The organism is Pseudomonas fluorescens NCIMB 11764 (assembly GCF_000293885.2).
Lineage (GTDB): Bacteria > Pseudomonadota > Gammaproteobacteria > Pseudomonadales > Pseudomonadaceae > Aquipseudomonas > Aquipseudomonas fluorescens_B.
The window spans coordinates 6,334,387-6,357,738 of sequence record NZ_CP010945.1; the positions used below are offsets into that span (position 1 = coordinate 6,334,387).

Below are 23,352 nucleotides of genomic sequence, written 5' to 3' on the forward strand. Positions count from 1 at the left end.
GCCTAAAGCAACAAATCCTCCAGACGACCGTGAATCCGTTCCGGCAGGTTTTCCTGAATCTCGATCAAGGCTCGCGAGATGGCGCTCTGGAAACCCTGAACCCCTGCAGAACCGTGACTTTTCACCACAATCCCCTGCAAACCCAGAAAGCTTGCACCGTTATGCCGCGCGGGCGCCAGGTCCGCTTGCAGGCGTTTCATCAGTGGCAGCGCCATTGCACCGATTACTTTTGAGGCCAGGTTTTTTTTGAACAGGGCTTCGATCCGAGCCGAGATCATGGTCGCCAATCCTTCGCTGGACTTGAGCAGGATATTGCCGACAAAGCCGTCGCACACCACCACATCCGCTTCGCCCCGGTACAAGCCGTCACCTTCGACAAAACCGATGTAGTTGATGCCGCGAGCACTTTGCAACAAAGTTGCCGCCAGCTTGACCTGCTGATTACCCTTGATGTCTTCGGTGCCGATGTTCAGCAACGCAACACGCGGGCGAACGATGCCGAGGGTTTCTGCAGCGACCGACCCCATGACCGCAAACTGCAACAGATGCTCGGCACTGCAATCGACGTTGGCCCCCAGATCGAGCAACTGGCAATAACCCTTCTGCGTCGGAATCGCCGCGACCATGGCCGGCCGATCAATGCCCGGCAAGGTCTTTAGCACAAACCGCGACAAAGCCATCAGCGCGCCGGTATTGCCGGCGCTGACGCAGGCCTGGACCTTGCCGTCACGCAACAACTCGAGCGCCACGCGCATTGACGAATCGGGCTTGCCGCGCAAGGCCTGGGCAGGCTTTTCATCCATGGTGATGACTTCGGACGCCGGTGCAATCGACAGGCGCGAGCGATCCACAGCCGATTGGCCAGCGATCAATTCTTCAAGAAGGGAGGGTTGACCGACAAGGGTCAGGTGCAGCGAGGGCGTAGCATTCAGACAAGCGAGGCTGGCCTGAACAATGCTGCGGGGACCGAAGTCCCCGCCCATTGCGTCAATCGCGATGACTTGAGCGGACAAGTGATTACTCGTCAGCGCCCTTGTCGATCACTTTACGGCCACGGTATACGCCTTCTGGCGATACGTGGTGACGCAGGTGAACTTCACCGGTGGTTTTTTCTACAGACAGGGTGCTAGCCTCGAGAGCGTCGTGCGAACGACGCATGTCACGGGCAGAGCGGGATTTTTTGTTCTGCTGAACAGCCATAATTGATTAACTCCTAAACGTTTGGGTCACGCTTTAACTGCGCCAATACACTGAACGGGTTGGACCGCGTTACCTCGTCCTCGCTCGGTTCGGCCTCTTCGAGACCCCCCGGCTGCTGGCATTCTTCCGGATGATGAGCAGGCACAATGGGCAAGGCGAGCAGAAGCTCCTCCTCGATCAGTGACTGCAGATCCAATGGATCTTCGCCCAGTTCCAGCACGTCATAACCTTTCGGCAACGACTGGGTATTCGCACCCTCCTTCACCACAGCATAACTGCATTCGCTGTGGATCGGCAGGGTGACCAGCTCAAGACAACGCTGGCAAACCATTTTGACTTCGGTGTCGATAAAACTGTGGATTACCACAGACTTACGTTCATCTCGTTCAAAAACGAATTTAGCCTGCACCGTACCGACAGTATCGGAAAGCGGGTCGCAGAGTCTCTCCAAATCGGCCAGCAGCAGTTCACCTTGAAGGGTGGTGCCACGGTCAGCCAATTTGCGCGGGTCAACGTGAGGTGGAATCGGGTCATTCAACATAGGCGCAGCATTATAGGGATGCACCCGGCCATGTCAAAGGAAATTCAGCCCTGTCCGTCACCTGGAAGCCTCGCTAGAATTCGCGCCTGTCTTCTGGAGATGCGCATGCTGCCTTTATTACTCGCTTCAAGCTCGGTGTATCGCCGGGAATTGCTGGCCCGCTTGCAGCTGCCATTCACTTGCAGCTCGCCGGATATCGATGAAAGCCATCGTCCGGGAGAGCCCGCCATCGAGCTGGTAAAACGCCTCGCCAAAGAAAAAGCCCAGGCCCTGGCCGGCGACCATTGCGCTCATCTGATCATCGGTTCCGATCAGGTTGCGGTGCTCGGCGACAGAATCATCGGCAAGCCCCACACCTTCGAAAAGGCCCGTGAACAGTTGCAGGCTTCGAGCGGCGCCAGCGTGACCTTCCTGACTGGCCTCGCCCTGCTCAATAGCCAGACCGGACACTGCCAGGTCGACTGCGTGCCATTCACCGTACACATGCGCACACTCGACACCGCGCGCATCGAACGCTACCTGCACGCCGAACAGCCCTACGATTGCGCTGGCAGCTTCAAGGCCGAAGGTTTAGGGGTGAGCCTGTTTCAAAGCACCGAAGGTCCTGACGCCACCAGCCTGATCGGGCTGCCGCTGATTCGCCTGATCGATATGCTATTGGCCGAAGGCGTGCAAATCCCCTGAAAAGCAAAAGATCGCAGCCTTCGGCCGCTCCTGCAGGTGGACGTTAATCCATGCAGGAGCTGCCGAAGGCTGCGATCTTTTACGCGAGCGGGCAGTCAGCGCAGCGACGGACCGTGAAAACCCATCCACATCGCCAACTGCTCAGCCACACTGGCGCCAAGTTTCTTCGAGAAGCGATCGAACGGCGACTCCTGAACGGTGAAGTCAACGAGCTCCTTCTCGCCAATCACGTCACGCGCCACCGAACTGGCATTGCCCAGACCATCGATCAATCCCAGAGGCAACGCCTGCTCACCAGACCAGACCAACCCGGAGAACAGCTCCGGATGCTCCTTGTCCTTGAGGCGATCGCCTCGACCCTTCTTGACGCTGCTGATGAACTGCTGGTGCGTCGTATCCAGCACGCCCTGCCAGAACCGGGTCTCTTCGGGCTTTTGCGGCTGGAACGGATCGAGGAACGACTTGTGCTCGCCCGACGTGTAGGTCCGACGCTCGACACCCAGCTTCTCCATGGTGCCGACAAACCCGTAACCCGCCGCCGTCACACCAATGGAGCCCACCAGACTCGCCTTGTCGGCGTAGATCTGATCCGCCGCACTGGCGATGTAATAAGCACCGGAAGCGCCCAGATCCGAGATCACCGCGTAAACCTTGGTGTCCGGGTGCAAGCCACGCAACCGGCGGATCTCGTCATAAACGTAACCCGACTGCACCGGACTGCCGCCCGGACTGTTGATGCGCAGAATGACACCCTTGACCTTTTCATCCTCGAAGGCGGCACGCAGGCTGCCGACGATGTTGTCAGCGCTGGCGGGCTCCTTGTCGGCGATAATGCCCGTCACGTCGATCAGCGCAGTGTAATTGGCGCTGCGCGTGGCAGCTTTTTCCATGTCCATCAGCGGCGTGAACAGAATCAGCGCGCCAAACAGATACACAAAGGTCAGCAGCTTGAAGAAAATCCCCCAACGCCGCGACCGGCGCTGCTCCTGCACGCTGGCCAGCAGGGTCTTCTCCAGCAGCTTCCAGCTCTTCTCGTCACCGCTCTCTGCGCTCGCCTTGGCGGGCGCTTTCCATTCGTCGGTCATGACATCTACCCCAGCAAAAATCTATTAGGCCCGCTGACTCAGCCAGGCATGCAATTCTGAAAAACGATCGATGGCCAGTGCCGGTTCAAACAGTTTCAGCGCATCGATTGATTGCGCGCCGTAGCTGACCGCCACCGAATCCATGCCGGCATTGCGCGCCATCTGCAGGTCGAAGGACGAATCGCCAACCATCAACGCTTGCTCCGGGCGAACCTCGCAATGGGCGAGGATCTGCTCAAGCATCAGCGGATGGGGCTTGCTGGCGGTTTCGTCGGCCGCACGAGTGATGTCGAAATAATCTTCCCAACCGTGCGCCTGCAGCACGCGATCCAGCCCGCGACGCGCCTTGCCGGTCGCAACCGCCAAGTGATAACCCTCGGCGCGAAACGCCTCCATCGACTCGACGACACCTTCAAACAACGGCGAAGGCACGGCTTCCGAAGCGATGTAGTGATCGGCATAGTGCTGACGGAAAGCCACCAGTTCGTTGTCACCGATTTCCGGATACAACGTACGAATAGCCTCCGGAAGGCCCAGGCCGATGATGCCTTTGACAGCAAAATCATCGCGCAACTGGAAGCCGGAACGCTCGGACGCGACGTGCATCGCCTCGACAATCCGACCAATGGAGTCGGCGAGCGTGCCGTCCCAATCGAAAATCAGCAGCTTGTAATCAGAGGGGTGCACTCAGGCGCTCCACGGTTTTGGCCCACATCTCGTCGACAGGCGCCTGCAACTTCAGCTCGCCACCGTCCGGCAGAGGTACGGTCAGCATGTAGGCGTGCAGAAACAGACGCTTACCGCCCAGGTCGCGGATTTCCTTGCTGAAATCGTCGTCGCCGTACTTGGTGTCGCCGGCGATGCAGTGCCCGGCGTGCAAGGTGTGAACACGGATCTGGTGAGTCCGGCCGGTGATCGGCTTGGCTTCGATCAGGGTGGCAAAGTCGCCGAATCGACGCAGGACCTTGAACACGGTCACAGACTCCTTGCCCTCCTCCTCGTCGACCTCGACCATGCGCTCGCCGGAGCGCAGATTGCTCTTGCCGAGTGATGCACGAACCTGCTTGATCGAGGCCGCCCAGTTACCACGGACCAGCGCCATGTAGCGCTTATCGACGCCATCGCCGCGCAATGCCGTGTGCAAGTGACGCAGCATGCTGCGCTTCTTGGCGATCATCAGCAGGCCGGAGGTGTCACGGTCGAGACGGTGAACCAGCTCGAGCTCCTTGCAATCGGGACGCAACTGACGAAAGGCTTCGATCACACCGTAAGTCAGGCCGCTTCCGCCGTGAACCGCAATGCCGCAAGGCTTGTTGATCACGATCAGCCCCTTGTCCTCAAAGACAATCGAGGCTTCGAGGCGTTGCAGCAGACCCTGGGCCAGGGGCACCGGTTCGTCGCGCTCCGGCACGCGAACCGGCGGCACGCGCACGATATCGCCCGCCTGCAGCTTGTATTCGGGCTTGATCCGACCTTTGTTCACTCGCACTTCGCCCTTGCGCAAAATGCGGTAAATCAAGGTCTTGGGCACGCCTTTGAGCCGAGCGAGAAGGAAGTTATCAATACGTTGGCCGGCATATTCCGGCGAGACCTCCAGCAGTTGTACGGCTGGGGTCGAAGGGGCAGTAGTCGTCATGCCGCGGATGATATCAATTTTTTATGGAATTGAAGCACTTAATCATTACTGCTATAGTCGCGAACGCCGCCAAAAGCGGCCTGGACAGCGGACCAACGGTCAAAAACCGGCCCTGACCAATGCAATTCACCAGGACGCGAGGCCGTCCTACGGGGCTTTCGCTACGTAACGGTGGAGTTTGCAGGTGTAACGAGCGCAGGTGACATAAGGCCTGAATCACGCCGCAAAGCAGAGTTTTCACTCGCTACGCGAGCCAATATTCACGGCCAGTTCACAAAGTGCAGTCAGCTGCGAATGACCCCGAGCGAACGCTTCGGAAACACCGCCTAAATTAGCCATGATGCGTGACCTCCCCTTTCGGAGCTCACGGTAAATGCCAACCCGCTGCGGATTCTGCGCGCGGCAGCACCCGAATTATCAGGGATACGTGTAGGGTGGAGATGCACAACCGCTGGACTGTGTAGCAATAGGCTTTATCAAGACGCTTCATCTCGTCCACAGCCACTGGTTGATTCCTCCTCCTGACTGAGTGCTTAAGTAGCCACAGCAAGCAGGACGCGTACGTCGCGATGAAGGCCCACATTGGCCGGACTTCGCTGGACACGGGAATGGCCAACCACTCCCGACGCACCTGACACCGACCGTGAGAAGTCGTGTGTGCCGAACGCCGTTTCCGGCAGCCCGGAAACCGACGGTACTACATGAAAAGAATGCTGATTAACGCAACTCAACCCGAAGAGTTGCGTGTTGCACTGGTAGATGGCCAACGCCTCTACGACCTGGACATCGAATCCGGTGCACGCGAGCAGAAGAAGGCCAACATCTATAAAGGCCGGATTACTCGCATCGAACCAAGCCTTGAGGCTGCCTTTGTCGATTTCGGCTCCGAGCGCCACGGCTTCCTGCCCCTCAAAGAAATCTCCCGCGAATACTTCAAGAAAGCCCCTGAAGGCCGCGTCAACATCAAGGACGTCCTGAGCGAAGGCCAGGAAGTCATCGTTCAGGTCGAAAAAGAAGAACGTGGCAACAAGGGCGCCGCCCTGACCACCTTCATCAGCCTGGCCGGTCGTTACCTGGTGCTGATGCCGAACAACCCGCGTGCCGGCGGTATCTCCCGTCGCATCGAAGGCGAAGAGCGCAACGAACTGCGTGAAGCCCTGAACGGTCTGGTTGCCCCGGCCGACATGGGCCTGATCGTGCGCACTGCCGGCCTGGGCCGCAGTAGCGAAGAAATGCAGTGGGACCTCGATTACCTGCTGCAACTCTGGACCGCCATCAAAGAAGCCTCGCTGGATCGTTCCGCGCCATTCCTGATCTACCAGGAAAGCAACGTGATCATCCGCGCCATCCGCGATTACCTGCGCCAGGACATCGGCGAAGTACTGATCGACAGCGTTGAAGCCCAGGACGAAGCCCTGACCTTCATCCGCCAGGTGATGCCGCAGTACGCGAGCAAGATCAAGCTGTACGAAGACAGCGTTCCGCTGTTCAACCGTTTCCAGATCGAAAGCCAGATCGAGACCGCTTTCCAGCGCGTCGTTGAACTGCCTTCCGGCGGTTCCATCGTTATCGATCCGACCGAAGCCCTGGTGTCCATCGACATCAACTCGGCGCGCGCCACCAAAGGCAGCGACATCGAAGAAACCGCCCTGCAGACCAACCTTGAAGCCGCCGAAGAAATCGCCCGTCAGTTGCGCTTGCGTGACATCGGCGGCCTGATCGTCATCGACTTCATCGACATGACCCCTGCCAAGAACCAGCGCGCCGTGGAAGAGAAAGTCCGCGAATGCCTGGAAGCCGACCGCGCTCGCGTGCAAGTCGGTCGCATCTCGCGCTTCGGCCTGCTGGAAATGTCCCGTCAGCGCCTGCGTCCATCGCTCGGCGAAAGCAGCGGCATCGTCTGCCCGCGCTGCAATGGCACCGGCATCATCCGTGATGTTGAATCGCTGTCGCTGGCGATCCTGCGCCTGATCGAAGAAGAAGCACTGAAAGACCGCACCGCCGAAGTCCGCGCCCAAGTGCCGATTCCGGTTGCAGCCTTCCTGCTCAACGAAAAACGCAACTCGATCACCAAGATCGAACTGCGCACCCGCGCCCGCATCGTCATTCTGCCGAACGATCACCTCGAGACGCCGCACTTCGAAGTTCAGCGCCTGCGTGATGACAGCCCGGAAGCCGCGGTCGGCCAGTCCAGCTACGAAATCGCTGCTGCCGCAGCCGAAGTCGAAGAAGTCCAGCCAGCCGCTGCGACCCGCACCCTGGTTCGCCAGGAAGCCGCGGTCAAGACTGCTCCGGCCCGCGCCAACGCTCCGGTTCCGACCGAAGTCGTCGCCGCTCCGGTGGCTGCGCCGGCCGTCGCGCCAGAGCCAAGCCTGTTCAAGGGCCTGGTGAAGTCGCTGGTCAGCCTGTTCGCTACCAAAGAAGAGCCTGCCGCTCCGGTTGTGGTTGAAAAACCGGCGACCACCGAGCGTCCGGCCCGCAACGAAGAGCGTCGCAACGGTCGCCAGCAGAGCCGCAACCGTAACGGTCGCCGCGATGAAGAGCGCAAGCCTCGCGAGGAACGTGCACCGCGTGAAGAACGCGCACCACGTGAGCCGCGTGAAGCCCGCGAAGAAACCCCGGCAGTCGCTCGCGAAGAACGCGCTCCACGTGAAGAACGCGCACCGCGCGCCCCTCGTGAAGAACGTGCACCGCGCGCACCGCGCGAAGATCGCAAGCCACGTGGCGAGCGTGAAGAGCGGGTTCGTGAACTGCGCGAACCTCTGGATGCCACGGCTCCGGCCGCTGCGGCTACCGCTGAAGAGCGTCCAGCCCGTCAGCCACGCGAAGAACGTGCCCCACGTCCACCGCGTGAAGAGCGTCAACCACGTGCAGAGCAAGCCGCTGCCGCTGTTGCCGAAGAAGAACTGACCGGCAACGAAGAGCAACTGCAGGAAGACGGTCAGGAAGGCGCCGAAGGCGATCGTCCACGCCGCCGCTCCCGTGGCCAGCGTCGTCGCAGCAACCGTCGCGAGCGTCAACGCGATGCCAACGGCAATGTGATCGAAGGTTCGGAAGAATCGGAATCCGCTGAAGGTAGCGAAGCGGGCGAAAGCCGCGAAGCGCCAAGCGCTGACGATCTGGCCGCCGGCCTGGCTGTAACCGCAGCCGTTGCCAGCAGCGTGATCAGCGCTCCGGCCGAAGCACAAGCCAACGAGCAAGCCGAACGCGCCACTGCTGCCACACTGGAAACTGCTCCAGAAGCGCCAGTCGTTGAAGCAACGACACCTGTTGAAGCAACTTCCGCTCCGGAAATCGAAGTGGCACCCGCTCAAGAAGCACAGCCTCAGGTTGAAGCTGCCGCGGAACCGGCCTTCGTTGCTGAAGCGCCTGCCGTGGTTGCAGAACCGGTTGCTGAAACCGTTGCTGAAACCGTGACCGAAACGGTTCGTGAAGTTCGCGAAGAGCAAACTGCGTTCAACTGGGTTGCCGAGCCAGCTGTTGCCGAAACGCCAGCTCCAGCGCCAGTCGCTGAGAGCGAAACGACTGAAGCCACGGTTTCCGAGCCAGTAGTGGCTGCTGCCGAACCCGCTCCAGTGGTTGAAGCGCCAGTTGTCGCTGAAGTGGCTGCTCCCGCCGCTGAAGCTGCTCCTGTCAGCGCCCTGACGCCAAGCGGCCGCGCGCCAAACGACCCGCGTGAAGTGCGTCGTCGCAAGCGTGAAGAAGAGCGCCTGCAGAAGGAAGCCGAACAGGCTGCCGCTGCTGCTCCGGTCGCTGTCGAAGTGGCACCTGTTGTGGCTGAAGTCGCCGAGGCTGCTCCTGCCCCGGCTGCTGAAGTCACTGCCGAGCCCGTTGACTCCGTGATCGCTGAAGCACCACGCTCCGTTCAGGAAGCGGTAGAGCAACACGAGCAAGCCCTGGAAAAAGAACACGAGCCTAAACCCCTCGTCTGATTCCATCGGCCACTAAAAAGCCCCGCCTGGTGATCCAGGCGGGGCTTTTTTTTGTCTTCGAATCCACCGCCCCCTGTGGGAGCGAGCCTGCTCGCGATTGCGATTTAACATTCAACATTGATGCAAGCTGACCCACCGCCATCGCGAGCAGGCTCGCACCACAGGGGATTTATGCAGGTTTGAAAATCAGTGATTCAGGCACATCCACATCCCACAACACACCGGGATCATCGACTGTCACTTCCCATACTCGCCCCTGCGCAAACAGCGGCCGGGCTCCATGATCACCGGACAACGCCATCAGCCCCGGTCCGAAGTTGCGACCGAAGCCCACCGGATGCCCATACTCACCTTGATGCACCGGCACACTGACAGAGTCATCCGCAATCCCCGCCACCACCTGCGCGATACTGGAAGGCAAAATAAACGGCATATCCCCCAATACAATCAACCAGCCATCGAGCTGCGAGCACGCTGACACCCCGGCCGCAATGCTGTCGCCCATGCCGGTCGATTCGATCAGCACAACCTCGACACCATAAGCCTTGGCCAAGCGAATCACTTGCGGGCGGTCTGCGGTAGTGACCAGAACGCGCTTCTCAAGGCTGGCTGGCAAACTCACCAGCACCTGCTCGATTACCGAACGAACGGCGCCATCGCGTCCCGTACAGTCCGCCAACAGCTTATCCTTGTCGGCGCCCGCCACCTGCCGAAACCGGTCGCCCTGCCCCGCCGCCAACACGATGGCGCCGATTGCCTCACTCATACCTCCTCCCGCAGCGGCTTCTTTTGTTTCAGTTCGACGCCGTTCTTGATCGCCACGATTTCGGCTAGCAACGACAAGGCGATTTCCGCCGGGGAATGGCTGCCGATGTGGAGACCGATCGGCCCGTGCAAACGCTCGATGGCCTCTTGTGACAAGCCTAGCTGAGCCAGGTTATCCCGGCGCTTCAGGCTGTTGACCCGCGAGCCCAGCGCGCCGACATAAAAGGCCCGGGAGTCGAGGGCCGTGAGCAACGCCATGTCATCCAGGCGCGGATCGTGGGTCAGCGCAACGATGGCGGTGCGTTCATCGGTCTGGATGTTCAACACCGCTTCGTCGGGCATGCCGGGGACAAAGCGACCGTGCTGTTCTTCCCAGCCGTAGACGAATTCGGTGCGTGGGTCGCAGATCAGCACTTCGAAATCCAGCAGCCGCGCCATCTCGGCGACATAGCGGGACAGTTGCCCCGCACCGATCAGCAACAAGCGCCAGCGCGGACCATAGATCGCACGCAACGTGTGACTGTCGAAACTCAGCACATCGCTCTTGTTCGCCGGCTGTAACACCACCTCGCCGGTCGCAATATCCAGCGAGCGCGCAACGATTTCATGGGCCTCGCAACGCGCCAGCAATTGGGCGACCCAGGCGGGGTCACCGACGCGTTCCTCGGTGAGGCGCAAGGTGCCGCCACACGGCAAACCAAAGCGTGCGGCCTCCTCGCGGGTAACGCCGTACGTGATCAGTTGCACCGGCGGCCCGTCAGCCGGAATCCGCCCATCGTGCAACCGGGCAATCAGATCATCCTCGACACACCCGCCGGACACCGAACCGATCACCACGCCATCTTCGCGCAAGGCCAGCATGGCGCCAGGTGCCCGGGGCGCGGTGCCCCAGGTCTGGACCACGCTGTACAACACCACCCGCTGACCGGCGCGGCGCCATTCCAGCACGCTGCGCAGGACGTTCAGATCGACGCTGTCCATCAGGCCTCAGCCTTCTGCCAACCCTGCAACTGATAGCGAACCGGCAGGTTGCGGATACGTTTACCGGTGGCGGCAAAGATGGCATTGCACAGCGCGGGCGCGATCGGCGGCACGCCCGGTTCGCCGACACCGCCCAGCGGCACATTGCCCGGTGGCGTCACCAGATGCACGGCGACTTCCTTCGGCGCCAGGGACATGCGCGCCACTTCGTACATGTGGAAGTTGTCCTGCTGGACCTTGCCGTCCTTGAAGCTGATTTCGCCCAGTACCGCGTTGCCCAGGCCCATCACGCAGGCACCTTCGAACTGCGAGCGAATCCGCTCGGGGTTGATCTGCGGGCCGCAATCCACGGCAATATCGGCCTTGTGCACGATCAATGTGCCGTCGTCTTTGACTTCGACCTCGATCACCGCCGCCACATAGGTGACGAAGCTGTAATGCACCGCCAGCCCCAGGCCTCGACCCTTCGGCAACTGCCGTCCCCAGCCCGCGGCTTTGGCAGCGGTTTCCAGCACCGTGCGCATGCGCCCGGTATCGATCGGATAGCGCTCGGGCGACTCGCCGTAGTTCCACTCTTCACTCAAGGTGCGCGGATCGATCTGACGGTCCGGGCCGAGCAAGCTGATCTGGTACTTCAGCGGATCTTCGCCAGCCTTGTGCGCCAGTTCATCGACAAAGCTCTGAATCGCAAAGCCATGAGGGATGTTCGACACCGAGCGATACCAGCCAACCCGCGTATGTATCGCCGCTTCCGGATTCTCCAGGCGCACGTTGGGAATCGCGTAAGCCATGTTGGTAAAACCCATGCCCAGCTCGAAAGCGGCCTCGTGGTTCATGCCCGGTGCGAACAGCGCGGTGATGCTCGGCGCCACAGTACGATGCAGCCAGCCGGACGGCAGGCCGTCCTTGTTCAGACTGGCTTTCAGGTACTCGGCCGACACAGTGTGGAAATAGGAGCAGTGGATGTCATCTTCACGCGTCCACTGCACCCGCACCGCCTTGCCGGGGAATTCCTTGGCAAGGATCGCCGCTTCGATGATGAAGTCCGGCTTGGATTTGCGACCGAAACCACCGCCAAGCAAGGTAACGTTAAAGGTGACGTTATCGAACGGAATGCCCAGGCGCTCGCCGATTCGTTCACGGGTGACCTGCGGCGCCTGGCTCGGTGCCCAGGCTTCGCACACGCCATCTTTGAAGCGTGCGATGGCGACCATCGGTTCCATCGGCGCTTGCGTCAGGTGCGGCAGATAGTAGGAGGCTTCGAGGGTGCTGTTGGCGCTGCCCATGGCCTCATCGATGTTGCCGGTATTGCGCACGACTTTGCCGGGTTTGAGCGACGCGGCTTCAATTTCCTTACGGTAGGCGATCGAGTCGTAACTGGCGTTGGGGCCGTCGTCCCATTCGATTTTAAGCGCGTCGCGGCCCTTGATTGCCGCCCAGGTGTTGCTGGCCACCACGGCCACGCCACCCAACGGCTGGAACTCCGAGGGCAGCGGACGGCCTTCGATCTGGATGACCTTGATCACCCCCGGGACTTTCAGCGCGGCGCTGTCATCCACGGATTTGACCTTGCCGCCATAGACCGACGGACGCGCGATGGTGGCGTAAAGCATGCCGTCGAAATGCACATCGGCGCCATAGATTGCGCGACCATTCACGATGTCTGCACCGTCGATGGCTTTGGTGCCTTCCTTGCCGATGTAGCGGAACTGCGAAGGCTCCTTGAGCCGCAAACTGTCGCGCGCCGGTACCGCCAACGCACCGGCAGCCGCGGCCAGCGCGCCGTAACCCAGCTCACGCCCGGTCGGTTTATGGATGACTTTGTGCAGTTGCGCATGGCATTCGCCAACCGGGACTTTCCACTGCTCGGCGGCGGCTTGTTCGAGCATGGTCCGCGCGGCGGCACCGCAACGGCGCATCGGTTCGTACCAGTGGCGCATGCTGCGTGAACCGTCGGTGTCCTGGTTGCCGAAACGCACTTCGTCGCCCGGCGCCTGCTGTACTTTCACCAACGCCCAGTCGGCGTCCAGCTCATCGGCCACCACCATGGTCAGACTGGTGCGCACGCCCTGGCCCATCTCCGAGCGGTTGCAGACCACCGTCACCGTGCCATCAGTGGCGATGCTGACGTAAACCTTCGGATCATCGATCCAGCCGTTGGGCATGCCGTCGGCGCCGAATTTCTTTTCTTTCTCGGCAGCAAAGGCGTCCTGCCAGCCCCAACTCGCGGCGATGACCAGCGCACTGGTGGCGCCGACGCCTTTGAGAAAGCCACGGCGACTGAGGTTGCTCAGGGCGAAATCATTCGGTAACTGGCTCATGCCTTGGCCTCCTTCAGGTGGGTGGATGCCTGGCGGATGGCGGTCTTGATACGGTTGTAAGTGCCGCAGCGGCAAATATTGCCGACCATCGCCTCTTCGATCTGTTCGTCGCTTGGGTTCGGGTTGGTCTTGAGCAGTGCAGTGGCGGACATGATCTGCCCGCCCTGGCAGTAACCGCACTGGGCGACAGCAGTATCGAGCCAGGCTTGCTGGACGATTTGCCCGACCGGGTCCGCGTGCAGATTGTCGATGGTGGTGACGTTCTGGCCGATCACCGAACCGATCGGCGTGATGCAGCTGCGCGCCGGGGCGCCTTCGATATGAATGGTGCAGGCGCCGCACAGGCCCATGCCGCAGCCGAACTTGGTGCCGTTATAACCAGCCACGTCGCGGATAGCCCAGAGCAGCGGCATGTCCTCGGTGACATCGAGTGAGTGGTCTTGACCATTGAGCTTCAGGGTAATCATGGGCACGCCCGCATATTTATAGGGTGATGGGGTCGAGCAATCTGCCGCTGGGAAATGAACGGTTGGCATCACGCAGATCGACTCAGGCTAATGAGGCTCTCTTATGCGAACAGGAACGTCTGCATCGGGCCTTTGGTGAAGCAAATACTTGCATCGTTAGGTGGCTAAGTTAACCCAGCATTAACAAAAAAGCCCTGCACAATCGAAGATGTGCAGGGCTTTAAATGACTCTTGAAAGCTTAGCCTCAATACCGATTAGGCTCCATTTCCAGATCCACGTGGAAGCGTTCGGAAATGTCTTTTTGAATGCGTTGTGCCAGGTTCAACAACTGCAGCCCGGTCGCAGCCCCGTAGTTGACCAGCACCAGCGCCTGCAATTTATGCACGCCAGCGTCGGCCTCGCGAAAACCTTTCCACCCTGCCCGTTCGATCAGCCACCCTGCGGCCAGCTTCATTTGCCCGTCGGGTTGCGCGTAGGCCACCAGATCCGGGTATTCGCCTTTGAGCTGAGCGACCAGCGCAGCCGAGACCAAGGGGTTCTTGAAGAAGCTGCCGGCATTACCAAGCACCGCCGGATCCGGGAGTTTTTCATTGCGGATGCTGCAAATTGCGCGGCTGACGTCGGTGGCGGTCGGGTGATCGATGCCTTGCTCGGTCAAGCGCTGACGCACCGGGCCGTATTCCAGATGCAAAGGCGCGGCGCGGTCGAGGGCGAACCGGACCCGCAGGATCAACCAGCGTCCCGGCTCCTGTTTGAACAAGCTGTCGCGATAAGCGAAGTTGCACTCGGCCAGCGTGAAGTCCCGCAACTCGCCGGTCTGGCGATCCAGAGCCGTCAGACCGGCGAACACGTCCTTGATCTCCACGCCGTAGGCACCGATGTTCTGCATCGGCGCAGCGCCGACGGTGCCGGGGATCAGGCTGAGGTTTTCCAGCCCCGACAGACCCTGTGCCAGCGTGTGTTGCACGAACGGATGCCAAGGCTCGCCGGCCTCGGCTTCGATCACGACCTTGCTGCCGTCGTCGCTCAGGATACGAATCCCGCGTGTCGCCATGCGCAGCACCAGCGACTGGATATCGGCAGTCAGCAACAGATTGCTGCCACCGCCAATCACCAGCAGCGGCACGTCATGCTCCGCCGCATAGGCCAGCGCCTCACGCACGTCGGCATCGCTGCGGGCTTCGGCAAACAAGCGCGCCTGAACGTCCACGCCAAAGGTATTGAACGGTTTGAGCGAAACCCGGGGTTTAACCTGCAGACTCATAACCGGCCCTTCAATTCGATCACCAGCAAGTCGGTCGCGCGCTCGATCAGATCCAGCACGTACTCGAACCCCTGGTCGCCGTCATGGTAGGGATCCGGCACTTCATCGACATCCGACTGGTAGCGACGCAGGAACAGATCCAGCTCGGCCTTGCCCTTGGCCGGTTGCATCGACTTAAGGTTGTGCAGGTTACTGTGGTCCATCGCCAGGATCAGATCGTACGTGGCGAAATCGGCGCGGGTCACTTGCTGGGCGCGCTGCATGGACAGGTCGTAACCGCGCAGTTTGGCCGCCGCCTGGCTGCGCTGGTCTGGCGCCCTGCCGACGTGCCAGTCGCCGGTGCCGGCGGAGGCCACTTCGACCTGATCGGCCAGCCCCGCTTCACGCAATTTATGTCGCAGCACACCTTCGGCCGTCGGTGAACGGCAGATGTTGCCCAGACAGACGAACAAAACCCGCATCAGGCCTCCAGCAGGCGACGAACGCGCTCGAGGTCTTCGACGGTGTCGACGCCGGTAGGCGGCGCGATCAATGCGTCGGCGACGTGAATTCGCACGCCGTGCCACAGAGCACGCAACTGTTCCAGGGATTCGGTATTTTCCAGCCAGCACGGGCCCCAGCTGACGAAGTCATGCAGGAAACCGGCGCGGTAGGCATAAATGCCGATGTGGCGGCGATACGGCACGCCTTCCGGCAGCGCATCGCGACTTTTCGCGAACGCGTCCCGGGCCCACGGCAACGTCGCGCGACTGAATGTCAACGCAAGGCCATCGAGGTCGCTGACGACCTTGACCACGTTGGGGTTGAACAGGGTTTCAACGTCTTCGATCGGCTCGGCCAATGTGGCCATGCGCGCTTCGCTGTGGGCGGCCAGGTTGGCGGCAACCTGATCGATCACGCTCGGCGGGATCAACGGTTCGTCGCCCTGAACGTTGACCACGATGGCGTCAGGCGCCAAGCCGAGTTTTGCGGCGACTTCGGCCAGGCGATCAGTGCCGGAGTTGTGATCTTCGCGGGTCAGCACCACTTCGGCGCCAAACGCGTTGCACGCCTCGACAATGCGCGCATCGTCGGTGGCAACCACCACGCGCTCGGCGCTGCTTTTGCTCGCCTGTTCCCAGACGTGCTGGATCATCGGCTTGCCGGCGATCAGCAACAGCGGTTTACCCGGCAAGCGGGTGGAGGCATAACGCGATGGAATGACAACGGTGAAGGCTGTGGTCATTTATCCAGACGCTCGTCAGTGGTCAGGGTGCGGGCTTCGGTTTCGAGCATCACCGGGATGCCATCGCGAATCGGGTAGGCCAGGCCGGCGCCCTTGCTGATCAGCTCGGTTTTGTCGGCGCTGAGCTTGAGCGGGCCTTTGCAGACCGGGCAAGCGAGGATGTCGAGCAATTTGGTGTCCATGAGCATTCCCTGGAAAAAAACGGTTTAAGGCAAAAGACGAGCCGGCAACAGGCGCATCAGCTGCGTATCGAACCAGGCCACGAAGGCCGGCGATGGCGCAGCATCGACCGCCAGGTACCACCAATCGGCGGCGGCGAAGGCACGGCACTTCACCGCGTCCTTTTCGGTCATCACCAACGGCAATGACGGTGTGAAATTCAAGGCCTGCACGCTGTACTCGGCGTGGTCGGCAAATGCATGCGGGACTGGCTGCCAGTGTAGCGTTTCGAGGGTCGTGAAGAAACGCTGCGGATTGCCGATCCCGGCCACGGCGTGCAGCGCCTGGCCTGCGGGAAAGTGATCGAGGGCGCACCGTTCGCCGCTGCGCAGATTGACCAGTTCGGTGGGCTGCAACTGAAAGGCAAAACCGTCCGGGCGATCATCGGAGGCGCCGTTGTACAGCAAGGCGTCAACGCTTTGCAGGCGCTCGACCGGCTCACGCAACGGCCCGGCGGGCAGGCAACGTTTGTTGCCCAGGCCACGGGCGGCGTCGATCAACACCAGTTCAAGGTCCCGCGCCAGCCGGTAATGCTGCATGCCGTCATCAGACAGAATCAGGTCCAGCGGCTCGCTCGCCAGCAGCGCTTTGACCGCGCTGCTGCGATCCGGGTCGATCATCAACGGAACGCCGGTGCGCTGGACGATCAACAGCGGTTCATCGCCTGCCACATCGGCGCTTTGTTCGGCCTCGACACGCCACGGCAGGTGTGGCGGTTTGGCGCCATAACCACGACTGACCACGCCGACCCGCAAACCGCTGCGCTGGCAATGCTGAATCATCCACAGAATCAGTGGGGTCTTGCCTGTACCGCCCACGGTGATGTTGCCGACCACGATCAACGGCACCGGCGGCTGATAAATTTCGCCCTCACCCGCGAGAAAGCGTTTGCGCTTGTTCATGACCACGCGGCGATACAGCCACTCCAATGGCTGCAACAGCTTCAGGGCCGGATGACCGGCGTACCACGCGGCGAGCAAGCGATCGGACATGGCCATCAGGGCGCGGGCGGCGCCGCCTCGACTGTGGTCATGCGCAGGTGACTGAAACCGAGTTTGCCGGCGGCGTCCATGGCGATGATGACCGATTGATGCTGGGTCTTGCCGTCCGCACTGATCGACAGTGGCAGGTTGGTGTCACCGTTGGATTCTTTCTGCAAAGCGTCCATCAGGGTCGCCAGATCATTTTTCGGCAACAACTGATTGTTCACCGAGAACACGCCTTCGGCATTGATGGCGACATCCAGGTGTTTGACCTGCTGGTCTTCGGCAGGCGAACCGCTGACCGCTTCCGGCAGATCGACGCGCAACTGGGTTTCACGGGTGAAAGTGGTGGTCACGACGAAAAACAGCAGCAGGATAAACACCACGTCGATGAGCGACGCGAGGTTGATGTCGACCGTTTCCCGCGGTTTGCGGCGGAATTTCACGCTCTTTTGCCCTCAGCCAGGTCCACGTCACGATCACCCTGCACCACCTCGACCAACTTGATCGCTTCCTGCTCCATGCCCACCACCAGCTCATCGATGCGGCGTTGCAGGAAACGGTGGAAGAATACCGCCGGGATACCGACCATCAGGCCTGCGGCCGTGGTGATCAAGGCCTTGGAAATACCACCGGCCAGCACCGCAGCGTTGGTGCCCATGCCCGTGCCCATGAACGCGCTGAAAATATCGATCATGCCCAACACCGTGCCCAACAGCCCGAGCAACGGCGCCATCGCGGCGATGGTGCCGAGGGCGTTGATGTAGCGCTCGAGCTCGTGAATCACCCGCGCAGCGGCTTCTTCGATGCACTCTTTCATGATCTCGCGACCATGTTTGGAGTTGGCCAGGCCCGCCGCCAGAATCTCGCCCAGCGGCGAGTTGGCACGCAGTTCCTTGAGTTTTTCTTTATTGAGTTGCTTGTCCTTGATCCACACCCAGACCTGCCCGAGCAGATGCTCCGGGGTCACACGGCTGGCACGCAGGGTCCACAGACGCTCGGCGACGATCGCCATGGCCGCGATGGAACTCAGAATGATCGGCAGCATCATCCAGCCGCCGGATTTGACCAATTCCCACACAGTGACAGTCCCCTCGAAAAAGTGCGCCACTCTAACATAGGGGGGTGGCGCACCGAAGACCGTGATGTCGCATCCGGTCGGGCTTTAATAACGTGCGGTTATGGCAGGGAGCGCCAGAAACGCCGTTCCTGACGCATTGTCCATGCTGGCGTGAAGCGTCCGAGGTGCAGACGAATGGCGCCTTGCTCGGCGCTGTCATGGATCGCCATGCCGCGTTTTTTATAACGGGCCATGACCGTAGGATGCGGATGACCGAAGGAATTGCCGTTGCCGCGCGAGATCAGCACCGCTTTGGGCTGCAACGCGGCAAGCAGCGCCATCGACGACGAACTGCGGCTGCCATGGTGCGGCGCCTGCAACCAGTCGGTGGGCACGGCCAGCGGACTGTCAAGCAGGGCCCGTTCGGCGGCGCTGTCGATATCCCCCGTCAGCAGCATGCGTTCGCCATTGGCTTCGATCTGCAGGACACAGGATTTTTGATTGCTGTCCGAGGCAGAAGGCCATTGCCAGAGCTGAAACCTCACGTCGTCCCACGTCCATTGCCGGCCACTCTCGCAGGCCTCGGCGTGCAATTCGACGGGCAAGGCCACGGGGTCGCCGCTGAGCACTCGCGTCACCGGCAAGCCCAGGGCAACCGCTCGCGCACCGCCGGCGTGATCGGCATCGGCGTGGCTAAGCAACATCACGTCGAGTCCGTCCACGCCCAGTTTGTGCAAGGTGGGCAGCACCACTCGCTCGCCGAGGTCGAAGTCGCCGAAGCGCGGGCCGGTGTCATACAACAGCGTGTGATGGCGAGTCCGCACCAGGATAGCCAACCCCTGACCGACATCCAGTTGCCAGACTTCGGCGATCCCCTCTGGCAACAGTGGCCGGGGTGGCAAAACCAGCAACAGCAACAGCGGCCAACCCAGCGGGCGCAGCGGTACGCCACGCGGCATCAACAACAGAAACGCGCCAAGGGTGCCCAATGCCCATGTCCCCAATGGAATTGCCACGGGCACCCACGCGGGCAATTGGCCAGCCATCAGCCCAAGGCCCTTGAACAGCCAGTCGATCAACCCGCCCGCCAGCCACAGCAACCCCTCGCCCACATAAGGCAGCGGTAACAACAGGGTCCCCAGCAACGCCGGCGGCAAGACCAGCAAACTGATCCAGGGCACTGCAAGCAGATTGGCGACCGGCCCGCTGAGACTGATCGGCAGTCCCAGCACCAGCAGCAGCGGGCCCAGGCCGATTGCGATCAGCCATTGGGCACGGGTCCAGGTTTGCCACCACCGCCAAGGGCCTAGGCGCCCGCCGAAGGTGAAGATCAACACCGCCACCGCCGCGAAGGACAACCAGAAACCCGGTTGCAGACTCACCAGCGGATCCAGCAACAACACCGCGTTGAGCGCCAGCAACAACGGCCACCAGGCACCGAGGTGGCGAAATCGAAGGCGCCACAACAGCACCAGCCCGATCATTACGCAGGCTCGCCGCACCGGTACTTCGAATCCTGCCAGCAGTCCGTAACCAAGGGCAGCGACGAATGCCAGTCCGCACGCCCATGGCAGCCACGGCAAGCGATTCGGCCACATACCGTAGCGAGCCAGCCCGGCGATCAGCAGATACACCACGCCTGCCAGTAGACCGACGTGCTGCCCGGAAATCACCAGCAGATGCACGGTGCCGGTGTCTTGCAACACCTGCCAATCCTCGCGACCAAGCCCGGCGCCATCCCCCAGCACCAGCGCCGTCAGTGCACCGGTTCGCCCCTGAGCGTCCACGGCTTGCAAGCGTTGGCGGATGCCGTCACGCCAGGCCCACCGGGCTTCGGCAAGACGCTGGCCATCCTTGACGGTCCCGGTTGCACCGATGCGTTGCGCCAGAAGCCAGGCGTCGTAATCGAAGGCATGGGGATTGAGCAGCCCGGCAGGACGCTTCAATTTCACCGCCAGCCGCCAGCGTTCGCCACTGTTGACCGGTGATCCGTCGTACCAGGCCAGGCGCATCAGTGAAGGCACTTTTGCCTGTCGCGACCGGGCGTCCACCAACTCGAAACGCACAACACCTTCATTATTCTGCGGTAATCCCGTCACCCAGCCTTCGACCCAACGGGTTTCGCCATCGAGATTCGCCGACAGTCGATCATCCAGCGCCCACTGCGCATTCGCGCCCGCCCAACTGAAGCCGAACAGGAAAAACGCCACTGGATACGTCCGGAACGGAAGCACCATCAATCCCACTACAGGCAACACCAGCCATAACCAGACCGGCGGTAACACCGGCAAAAAACGCAGGGCCAGCAGACCCAACGCCAGCGCCATCATCCCTGTGCGCATAAGCCCGTCCTTGAGAGTCCACACCCTAGGCATAGCCGGCTCATGGCACGCGCATCGTTATTAATTGTCACAAAGTCTGAATGGGCGGCTCATAGAATCCAGACATACTTGCCGCCTTAACCGACCGAGAAGCCCTATGCCCCGGCGCTTATTCAAACGTTACATGCCAGACCCGACCAGCATCAGGGAACACAAATCCTTACGCTTTCTCGGCACTCTGCTGCATGACCCGAACCTCTGGCACCTCAACCGTCACTCGGTCGCGCGGGCCATGGCGGTGGGTTTGTTCGCGGCGTTCCTGCCCATTCCATTGCAGATGCTGGTGGCGGCCGTCCTCGCCATCGTCGTGCGGGGCAACATGCCGATTGCTGTCAGTCTGGTGTGGCTGACTAACCCGATTACCATGCCAGCGGTGTTCTTTTGTACCTATCAGACTGGGGCGTGGCTGATGGATGTGCCGGCTCGTCATTTGCCGGATGAGTTGACCTGGGAATGGATCAGCGGCGAACTCTCTACGCTCTGGCAACCGTTTTTGCTGGGTTCGGTGGTGGTGGGGCTGGTATTGGGCGCCCTCGCCTATTGCCTGGTGATGATGTATTGGCGGTGGTGGGTGGGTCGGCAGTGGGCTCGGCGGAAGAAAAAGCGGATGCAATGAATGTTAAAAGGCCTCCGTGTTGGGAGGCCTTTGTTGGTGGACTGGCTTGGGGTACATATCCGTTTCTTCGGTAATGGCTGCTATTGGTTCCGCCTTTACGGCGGGTTACTTGGAAAAGCGCCAAGTGACTCGCCGTAAGGGCGAAACCGTAATCAGCCGTTACCGCAGCAACGGATATGTACGCTTAAGTACGCATCCCCCGCCCACTCACCAACAATCGCGCACACCCGATATACAGCACCACCGTCGCCACCAGCATGAACGTGATCGCCACACTGATCCGGATATCCGAAACCCCAAGAATCCCGTAGCGGAACGCATTGACCATATGCAGCACCGGATTCGCCAACGACACCGTCTGCCAGAACGGCGGCAACAACGAGATCGAGTAAAACACCCCGCCCAGGTAAGTCAGCGGCGTCAGCACAAACGTCGGGATGATCGAAATATCATCAAAATTGCGCGCAAACACCGCATTGATGAACCCCAGGAGAGAGAAGATCGTTGCCGTCAGCACCACCACCAGAATGGTCACGCCCAGGTGATGCACCTGCAACTGAGTGAAGAACAGCGACAACAGCGTCACGATCAGCCCGACCATCAACCCGCGCAGCACGCCACCCAGGGTATAGCCGATCAGGATCGTATGCGGCGACACCGGCGACACCATCAACTCTTCGATGGAACGCTGGAACTTGCTGCCGAAGAAACTCGACACCACGTTGCCATAGGAGTTGGTGATCACCGACATCATGATCAGCCCTGGCACGATGTATTCCATGTAGGTGAAACCACCCATGTCACCGATCTGACGGCCAATCAGGTTACCGAAGATCACGAAGTACAAAACCATCGTGATCGCCGGCGGCAGCAGCGTCTGCGGCCAGATCCGGGTGAAGCGTTTGACCTCACGGTAAACGATGGTATTGAGCGCGACGAGGTTGGGTTGCAGCTCCGAACTCATACCGCCACCTTCGACAGATTTTTCTCCACCAGGGACACGAACAACTCCTCGAGGCGATTGGTTTTGTTACGCAGGCTCAACACTTCGATGTTCTGCTGCGCCAGTTGAGTGAACAGCGCGGTGATGCCCATGGACTTGTCGACCTGGACCTCAAGGGTATGAGCGTCGAGCAACCGGGTCGGGTAACCCAGCAACTGCGGCGCAACGCTCAATGTGTTTTTCGTGTCGAGCAGGAAGGTTTCCACATGCAACTGGCCGAGCAGCTGTTTCATGCTGGTGTTCTCGACGATGGTGCCGTGATCGATGATGCCGATATTGCGGCACAACTGCTCAGCCTCTTCCAGATAGTGCGTGGTGAGGATGATGGTGATGCCCTTCTGGTTCAGCTCTGTCAGGAACGTCCACATCGAACGACGCAGTTCGATATCCACCCCCGCCGTCGGTTCGTCGAGGATCAGCAGGCGCGGTTCGTGAACCAGCGCGCGGGCGATCATCAGTCGACGCTTCATGCCACCGGACAGCGAACGCGATGGCACATCGCGCTTGTCCCACAGCCCGAGCTGGGTCAGGTACTGTTCGGCGCGTTCCTTGGCGATTTTCGGCGGGATGCCGTAGTAACCCGCCTGGGTCACGACGATGTCGAACGTTTTTTCGAACTGGTTGAAGTTGAATTCCTGGGGCACCACGCCAATGCAACGCTTGAGCGCCGCCGGCTCTTTGTCCAGGTCGTGACCGAAGACGTTCACCGTGCCGCTGGTCTTGTTCACCAGGGTCGAAAGAATGCCGATGGTCGTGGATTTGCCGGCGCCGTTCGGGCCAAGCAAAGCGAAAAAGTCACCTTCGGCGACGTCCAGATCGATACCACTCAGGGCCTGGAAACCGTTGCCGTAGGTTTTGGTTAGCTGCCGGATGGACAGAGCGGAACTCATATCGGATTTATGCACCAAGAAGGGAAGAAAGGGATCAATAAGGGCGGGCGGCGAACAATGCAACCGCGGCGCATGAGCGCAATGGTGCTTGTCACCGC

The 23,352-nt window shown here is 60.7% G+C and carries 23 protein-coding genes; 3 read left to right on the forward strand and 20 right to left on the reverse strand.

Features of this window, described 5'->3' with window-relative positions; translation table 11 throughout:
- Nucleotides 1-2: 2 nt before the first annotated feature.
- The 3 genes from plsX to B723_RS28780 are packed head-to-tail and all read right to left on the reverse strand — an operon-like array spanning nucleotide 3 to nucleotide 1,741.
- The gene (gene plsX / locus B723_RS28770; protein ID WP_080995167.1) at nucleotides 3-1,013 is read right to left on the reverse strand and encodes a phosphate acyltransferase PlsX; all 1,011 of its coding nucleotides are present in this window, start codon (nucleotides 1,011-1,013) and stop codon (nucleotides 3-5) included.
- Nucleotides 1,014-1,017: 4 nt separating this feature from the next.
- Nucleotides 1,018-1,200 (reverse strand): 50S ribosomal protein L32, encoded by a 183-nt coding sequence (gene rpmF, locus B723_RS28775; RefSeq protein WP_003179396.1) that lies wholly within the window; start codon nucleotides 1,198-1,200, stop codon nucleotides 1,018-1,020.
- Between the two features lie 13 nt (nucleotides 1,201-1,213).
- On the reverse strand, nucleotides 1,214-1,741 hold the full coding sequence (locus B723_RS28780; protein WP_017340114.1) for a YceD family protein: 528 nt from the start codon (nucleotides 1,739-1,741) through the stop codon (nucleotides 1,214-1,216).
- A gap of 105 nt (nucleotides 1,742-1,846) precedes the next feature.
- Here B723_RS28780 and B723_RS28785 point away from each other — a divergent pair, with 105 nt between their 5' ends.
- Nucleotides 1,847-2,425 (forward strand): Maf family protein, encoded by a 579-nt coding sequence (locus B723_RS28785; protein ID WP_017340115.1) that lies wholly within the window; start codon nucleotides 1,847-1,849, stop codon nucleotides 2,423-2,425.
- 95 nt (nucleotides 2,426-2,520) lie between these two features.
- Here the strand turns inward: B723_RS28785 and sppA are convergent, their stop codons facing one another.
- From sppA to rluC, 3 genes are read right to left on the reverse strand one after another with little or no spacing between them, the layout of a single operon-like run.
- Complete coding sequence (gene sppA / locus B723_RS28790) at nucleotides 2,521-3,510, reverse strand: signal peptide peptidase SppA (protein WP_017340116.1); 990 nt, start codon at nucleotides 3,508-3,510, stop codon at nucleotides 2,521-2,523.
- 24 nt (nucleotides 3,511-3,534) lie between these two features.
- On the reverse strand, nucleotides 3,535-4,197 hold the full coding sequence (locus B723_RS28795; RefSeq protein ID WP_017340117.1) for an HAD-IA family hydrolase: 663 nt from the start codon (nucleotides 4,195-4,197) through the stop codon (nucleotides 3,535-3,537).
- Nucleotides 4,184-5,146, reverse strand: a complete 963-nt coding sequence (gene rluC, locus B723_RS28800) for a 23S rRNA pseudouridine(955/2504/2580) synthase RluC (protein WP_017340118.1) — start codon at nucleotides 5,144-5,146, stop codon at nucleotides 4,184-4,186. The genes B723_RS28795 and rluC overlap by 14 nt, the downstream gene beginning before the upstream one ends.
- A 701-nt stretch (nucleotides 5,147-5,847) precedes the next feature.
- On the opposite strand from rluC, the gene rne reads away from it, so the two are divergent.
- Nucleotides 5,848-9,078 (forward strand): ribonuclease E, encoded by a 3,231-nt coding sequence (rne, locus tag B723_RS28805; RefSeq protein WP_017340119.1) that lies wholly within the window; start codon nucleotides 5,848-5,850, stop codon nucleotides 9,076-9,078.
- Nucleotides 9,079-9,247: 169 nt separating this feature from the next.
- Here the strand turns inward: rne and B723_RS28810 are convergent, their stop codons facing one another.
- The 12 genes from B723_RS28810 to B723_RS28865 form a co-directional block, all read right to left on the reverse strand.
- On the reverse strand, nucleotides 9,248-9,844 hold the full coding sequence (locus B723_RS28810) for a nucleotidyltransferase family protein (protein WP_017340120.1): 597 nt from the start codon (nucleotides 9,842-9,844) through the stop codon (nucleotides 9,248-9,250).
- Entirely contained in the window at nucleotides 9,841-10,824 is a 984-nt protein-coding gene (locus tag B723_RS28815; protein ID WP_017340121.1) for an XdhC family protein, read from the reverse strand. Before B723_RS28815 ends, B723_RS28810 begins: the two co-directional genes overlap by 4 nt.
- The gene (locus B723_RS28820; RefSeq protein ID WP_017340122.1) at nucleotides 10,824-13,145 is read right to left on the reverse strand and encodes a xanthine dehydrogenase family protein molybdopterin-binding subunit; all 2,322 of its coding nucleotides are present in this window, start codon (nucleotides 13,143-13,145) and stop codon (nucleotides 10,824-10,826) included. The genes B723_RS28815 and B723_RS28820 overlap by 1 nt, the downstream gene beginning before the upstream one ends.
- Nucleotides 13,142-13,612: a (2Fe-2S)-binding protein gene (locus B723_RS28825; protein ID WP_017340123.1), complete on the reverse strand. Its 471-nt coding sequence runs from the start codon at nucleotides 13,610-13,612 to the stop codon at nucleotides 13,142-13,144. Before B723_RS28825 ends, B723_RS28820 begins: the two co-directional genes overlap by 4 nt.
- Nucleotides 13,613-13,857: 245 nt before the next feature.
- A complete protein-coding gene (murB, locus tag B723_RS28830) occupies nucleotides 13,858-14,877 on the reverse strand; it encodes a UDP-N-acetylmuramate dehydrogenase (RefSeq protein ID WP_017340124.1) in 1,020 nt (339 codons plus the stop codon).
- Nucleotides 14,874-15,338, reverse strand: a complete 465-nt coding sequence (locus B723_RS28835; protein WP_017340125.1) for a low molecular weight protein-tyrosine-phosphatase — start codon at nucleotides 15,336-15,338, stop codon at nucleotides 14,874-14,876. Before B723_RS28835 ends, murB begins: the two co-directional genes overlap by 4 nt.
- Complete coding sequence (kdsB, locus tag B723_RS28840; RefSeq protein WP_017340126.1) at nucleotides 15,338-16,102, reverse strand: 3-deoxy-manno-octulosonate cytidylyltransferase; 765 nt, start codon at nucleotides 16,100-16,102, stop codon at nucleotides 15,338-15,340. The genes B723_RS28835 and kdsB overlap by 1 nt, the downstream gene beginning before the upstream one ends.
- A complete protein-coding gene (locus B723_RS28845) occupies nucleotides 16,099-16,284 on the reverse strand; it encodes a Trm112 family protein (RefSeq protein ID WP_007945752.1) in 186 nt (61 codons plus the stop codon). Before B723_RS28845 ends, kdsB begins: the two co-directional genes overlap by 4 nt.
- A gap of 24 nt (nucleotides 16,285-16,308) precedes the next feature.
- The gene (lpxK, locus tag B723_RS28850; protein ID WP_017340127.1) at nucleotides 16,309-17,319 is read right to left on the reverse strand and encodes a tetraacyldisaccharide 4'-kinase; all 1,011 of its coding nucleotides are present in this window, start codon (nucleotides 17,317-17,319) and stop codon (nucleotides 16,309-16,311) included.
- Nucleotides 17,319-17,750 carry an ExbD/TolR family protein gene (locus B723_RS28855; RefSeq protein ID WP_017340128.1) on the reverse strand — a complete coding sequence of 144 codons (432 nt, stop codon included), beginning with the start codon at nucleotides 17,748-17,750 and terminating at the stop codon, nucleotides 17,319-17,321. Before B723_RS28855 ends, lpxK begins: the two co-directional genes overlap by 1 nt.
- Complete coding sequence (locus B723_RS28860) at nucleotides 17,747-18,385, reverse strand: MotA/TolQ/ExbB proton channel family protein (protein ID WP_017340129.1); 639 nt, start codon at nucleotides 18,383-18,385, stop codon at nucleotides 17,747-17,749. The genes B723_RS28855 and B723_RS28860 overlap by 4 nt, the downstream gene beginning before the upstream one ends.
- A gap of 98 nt (nucleotides 18,386-18,483) precedes the next feature.
- Complete coding sequence (locus B723_RS28865) at nucleotides 18,484-20,706, reverse strand: DNA internalization-related competence protein ComEC/Rec2 (RefSeq protein ID WP_017340130.1); 2,223 nt, start codon at nucleotides 20,704-20,706, stop codon at nucleotides 18,484-18,486.
- A gap of 136 nt (nucleotides 20,707-20,842) precedes the next feature.
- On the opposite strand from B723_RS28865, the gene B723_RS28870 reads away from it, so the two are divergent.
- A complete protein-coding gene (locus B723_RS28870; RefSeq protein ID WP_017340131.1) occupies nucleotides 20,843-21,361 on the forward strand; it encodes a DUF2062 domain-containing protein in 519 nt (172 codons plus the stop codon).
- Between the two features lie 184 nt (nucleotides 21,362-21,545).
- Here the strand turns inward: B723_RS28870 and B723_RS28875 are convergent, their stop codons facing one another.
- Both B723_RS28875 and B723_RS28880 read right to left on the reverse strand, forming a co-directional pair.
- A complete protein-coding gene (locus B723_RS28875; protein WP_008152390.1) occupies nucleotides 21,546-22,325 on the reverse strand; it encodes an ABC transporter permease in 780 nt (259 codons plus the stop codon).
- Nucleotides 22,322-23,254, reverse strand: a complete 933-nt coding sequence (locus tag B723_RS28880) for an ABC transporter ATP-binding protein (protein ID WP_017340132.1) — start codon at nucleotides 23,252-23,254, stop codon at nucleotides 22,322-22,324. Before B723_RS28880 ends, B723_RS28875 begins: the two co-directional genes overlap by 4 nt.
- Between the last annotated feature and the right edge of the window lie 98 nt (nucleotides 23,255-23,352).